This is a genomic window from Arthrobacter sp. NQ4 (genome assembly GCF_029077345.1).
Taxonomy (GTDB): Bacteria; Actinomycetota; Actinomycetes; order Actinomycetales; family Micrococcaceae; genus Arthrobacter.
The window spans coordinates 1-4,803 of record NZ_JARETC010000025.1; the positions used below are offsets into that span (position 1 = coordinate 1).

General features: G+C 66.1%; 2 protein-coding genes and 1 rRNA gene. All 3 read left to right on the forward strand.

The annotated features are described in order from the left end of the window. A 5S ribosomal RNA gene (gene rrf, locus PUN51_RS20885) occupies window positions 1-71 on the forward strand; the annotation flags it as partial. 159 nt (window positions 72-230) lie between these two features. After that, window positions 231-1,238, forward strand: a complete 1,008-nt coding sequence (locus tag PUN51_RS20590; protein WP_275182378.1) for a LacI family DNA-binding transcriptional regulator — start codon at window positions 231-233, stop codon at window positions 1,236-1,238. Window positions 1,239-1,328: 90 nt separating this feature from the next. After that, entirely contained in the window at window positions 1,329-4,379 is a 3,051-nt protein-coding gene (locus PUN51_RS20595; RefSeq protein WP_275182380.1) for a glycoside hydrolase family 2 TIM barrel-domain containing protein, read from the forward strand. The last annotated feature ends 424 nt before the right edge of the window (window positions 4,380-4,803 follow it).

The following is a 4,803-nucleotide window of genomic DNA, read 5'->3' on the forward strand; positions in this document are numbered from 1 at the left end:
CGGAAGCTAAGACCCACAGCGCCGATGGTACTGCACCCGGGAGGGTGTGGGAGAGTAGGTCACCGCCGGAACAACTATTAATGGTCGAGGCCCCAACCACACGGTTGGGGCCTCCCACATTTAACACACAAAACATTCCTGGGCTGTTCCATCAGGTACGGTCCCCAAAACCCGCGCTCACCAGCCACATTTACTGGCGCATGTGGCTCAGCCGCCTAGACTTACCGTCTATGACCCCCCAGATCCAAGGACCCAGGGGCAAGCGGGCCACCATCCTGGATGTGGCAGCTGCAGCCGGTGTTTCACGACAGACCGTGACACGCGCCATGAATGACATGGCCGGCATCAGCCGGGAAACCAGGGAACGGGTTCAGGGACTTGCGGCGGAAATGGGGTACATCCCCAGCCGTTTTGCGAAGGGCCTGGTGCAGGGCGCCCGGACTTCTGTAGGACTCGCCATCCCGGACCTGACAAACCCCTATTTTCCGGCCTTCGCCTCCAGCGTGGTTGAGGCTGCCACCGAGCGCGGCTGGAACGTAGTGATGGACGACTACGGCCATGGCACCGGCAGCGCCGCAACTGCCGCTGCCCGGCTTGCACCCCAAGTGGATGCGCTGATCGGCTACCTTGCGCCGCACGCTGACGAAGCGCAGGCGCTGATGGGCCGGCGCCCCGTCGTCGCCATCGACTACCCGGGCACGGACACCGCCGGAGGAATCTCCTTCGACTACCGTCACGCTGCCCGGCTCGCCCTCAGGCACCTGTCGTCCCGGGGCTGCCGGAACATCATGTTCCTGGACTCGGACCAAGGCACTAACGCCAGCAGCCGCAGCGCGGCAGCAGCGGCCGAGGCCGAACAGGCAGGCGTGCACCTCACCCGCTTGCCGGCGGAGCCGTCCGCGGCCGCTGCCAAATCGGCGATCGCCCTGCTCTTGACGGGCGGGGGGCGCGTCGACGGCATTCTCGCCTTCAACGACCTGATGGCAGCAGGCGCACTGAAGGCGCTCCAGGGAACTGGCAGGTCTGCCCCGGACGATTGTCCGGTCATCGGCATGGACGGGATACCACTCGGGGAGCTGCTCACTCCCGAGCTGACCACCCTCTCGCTGGACCTTCGCGCGGTGGGCCGCGCCGCCGTCGGACTCGTGGACGGCTTGCTTTCCGGCGCAGTCCAGGACCGCAGCCCCGAGGCCTTCCTGACCCTCCGGCATCAGCTTGTCCTCCGGCAGTCCGCCTGACCCCTACTCAAATGGAAATCGAACGGTTAGGCTTCTTCTGCAGCACCGTGAACGTTCACGTACCGTACTCCTCCCCGCCAAGGAAGACATATGCCATTGCACAACCGAGCCGGAACTGCCGGTTACGGCTCCGCCGCCACAGCCACGGCCCCCTCCCGCTTCCTGGATCTTGGTGCCGCGGAGGCCAAGGAGTTGGCCTCGCCGGCACCGGGGCGGGGAAGCCTTCCAGCACGGGCGTACCTCGAATCCGACGCGCCCAGGCTCTCACTGAACGGGGAATGGCAGTTCCGGCTGAGCCCCGGAATCCGAACCGCGCCCAACGACGGGTGGCAGCGCGGCACCGGGCTGTCCGGCTTCACTGCCCTTCCCGTCCCCTCGAGCTGGAACATGCATGGCCACGGCTCCCCGGCCTACACCAATGTCCAGTTCCCCTTCCCGGTGGAACCCCCGCACGTGCCGGATGCCAATCCCATCGGCGACCACCTGGTGGCCTTTGAGGCAGGCCCGGAGTTCCTCCCGCACGCCGTGCTCCGGTTCGATGGCATCGATTCGGCCGGGACCGTGTGGCTGAACGGGGTGGAACTGGGGACTACCCGCGGGAGCAGGCTGGCCCACGAATTCGATGTCTCCGGCGTCCTGGTCGAAGGCACCAACACCCTGGCGATCCGGGTGGCTCAGTTCTCCGCCTCGAGCTACGTGGAGGACCAGGACATGTGGTGGCTCCCGGGCATCTTCCGGGACGTTACGCTTCAGGGCCGGCCGGCGCAGGGGATCGACGATGTCTTTGTCCACGCGGGCTACCACCCGGGAACGGGCGCCGGCTCACTCCGCGTTGAGGTGACCCGCTCGGGGCAGGCGATTGACGCCGTCGTCCGCGTTCCGGAACTTGGCCTCGAGCTGGCAGCCGGGGTGGAGCAGCAAATCCCCGGCGTGGAGCCCTGGTCCGCTGAAATCCCACGCCTCTACGACGCCACTGTCAGCACCCCCGGCGAGACTGGCTCGCTGCAGCTGGGCTTCCGGAGCATCACCATCGAGGACGCCCAGTTCAAATTGAACGGCCGGCGGATCCTGCTTCGCGGCGTAAACCGCCACGAGCACCACCCCCGGCTTGGTCGCGTGGTGCCGCGGGATGTGGTGGAGGCCGAGCTGCGGTTGATGAAGCAGCACAACATCAATGCCATCAGGACCTCGCATTACCCGCCGCACCCCGAGTTCCTTGCGCTGGCGGATCGGCTGGGCTTTTACGTCGTCCTTGAATGCGACCTGGAAACGCACGGCTTCCACAGCGCCGGCTGGGCACAAAACCCCAGCGATGATCCGCGGTGGGAGGCTGCGCTGGTGGACCGGATGCAGCGGACGGTGGAGCGCGACAAAAACCATCCTTCGGTGATCATGTGGTCGCTGGGCAATGAGGCGGGCACCGGCAGGAACCTGGCGGCCATGTCGCGCTGGACCAAGGACCGTGATCCGTCCCGTCCCATCCACTACGAAGGTGACTGGTCCTCGCCCGACGTGGACGTCTACTCACGGATGTACGCCAGCCAGGCCGAGACGGAGCTCATCGGGCAGGGCATTGAACCGGCCCTGGAGGATGCCGCACTCGATGCGCGGCGCCGCGCCATGCCGTTCATGCTGTGCGAATACGTCCACGCCATGGGCAACGGGCCTGGCGGCATGAGTGAGTACCAGGAGCTGTTCGAACGGTATCCCCGGCTTATGGGCGGCTTCGTCTGGGAGTGGCTTGAGCACGGGATCACCGTCCCCTCCCCTGGCGGCGGCCACCACTTCGCCTATGGCGGGGACTTCGGTGAGGAGATCCACGACGGGAACTTCGTCACGGACGGGCTGGTGGATGCCGACCGCAACCCCCGCCCCGGCCTGCTGGATTTCAAGAAGGTGATTGAACCGCTGCACATCGGGGTGGCAGACTCCTGGGCCGGCTTCACCGTGCGGAACGGCCAGGACTTTGCCGACACATCCGCCTTGCGGTTCCAATACAAGGTGGAGGACGACGGCGGCACGCAGCTGGAGGGATCGGTGGCAGTTCCGCCGCTCGCACCGCAGTCCCGGGCCGTCGTGGAGCTGCCGGCAGAGGTGGCCCGGTATGTGGCGGGCCTGCCGGAGAGCCAGCCGGCCGTACTCACGGTCAGTGCCGTACTTGCCTCGGACACTGCCTGGGCTGCTGCCGGCCATGAGGTGGCGTGGGGGCAGGCAGTCAGGGCGGTGCAGCCACCCGCCATGCCGCCGGCCGAAGAACCGGTTGACGTCACCGACCAGGAACTCCGGCTGGGTCCTGCCGTATTCGACCGGGCCACCGGCATGCCCACCTGCATCGGGGGCCTGCCCGTGGAAAAGCTGGGCCTGGTCCTGTGGTGGGCACCCACGGACAACGACCTTGGCCGGGAGTGGGGAAGCGCGGACGAGCGGCCCCTTGCCACCCAGTGGAAGGAGGCGGGACTCGACCGGCTGCACACCCGCCTGCTTGGCATCAGCGCCGAAACAACGCCCGACGGCGGCGAGCACCTTCGCGTCAGCACGCGCATGGGGGCGGCGGACAAGCAGTTCGGAGTGTTGGTCGACTATGAGTGGACCAGCGGGGCCGGCTCCCTGGCATTGCGGACCCATGTCACGCCGGTAGGGGAGTGGGTCAACGCCGGCTTTGAGGTGGAGTGGGCTCGGATCGGGCTGGAGCTTGTGCTGGGCGCCGGGACAACCACCGTGGGCTGGTTCGGCCAGGGCCCGCACCAGAGTTACCCGGACACCGGGCAGGGCACCCGGACAGGATGGTTCGAGCTGCCCCTTGCCGGCCTGGACGTGGAGTACGTCCGCCCCCAGGAGTCGGGGGCCCGGTCAGGAGTGCGGTCCGCGGTATTGAGCACGGGTGGCAGGGAGCTGCACGTTTCCGGTACGCCCTTTGCGCTGACAGTCCGGCCGTACAGCATGCAGGCCCTGGCAGCAGCAACCCACAGGCCGGATCTCATTCCGGACGGGCGCACCTACATCTACCTTGACCATGCCATGAGGGGTGTGGGCACAGCAGCGTGCGGGCCGGGCGTGCTGGAGCCATACCGCCTGAAGCCCCGGACGGCGGCCTTCGACGTGGTCCTCCGGGTGACCGGGAACGGCCTGCAGCAGATGTGAGCCACTCCATAAAGCCGGCAAACTGGCGCCGGAGGGGCCGAAACCCCCGCCTAAGCAGCCAAAAACCGCGGTATTCCGGGGTTTAGGAGGCCCCTGGGGTAGGGTTTGGTTCGATTTGCGGTGGGGGTTGTGTGCGGGTATTGTTTTCTGAGTCGCCGCCGCTGAAGCGGAAAAATAGCGGCCAACCCCCCTTTTTGAACGGCCTGGAAAATGGTTCGCTTTTTGTGCGTGCTGTTGTTGGGTGGGGGCTGATCCTGGAGGTTTTGGGTCACGGAAACGTGGTTTGCAAAGCCGGGTGGGATCGGGTAAGTTTGAAAAGTTGCTCCGGAGCGATCCTGAACGTTGGTTTGGGTGGTGCCGGGTGTGTCTGTTGTTTGAGAACTCAATAGTGTGCCAAGTTTGTTGATACCGATTATGTATGTAA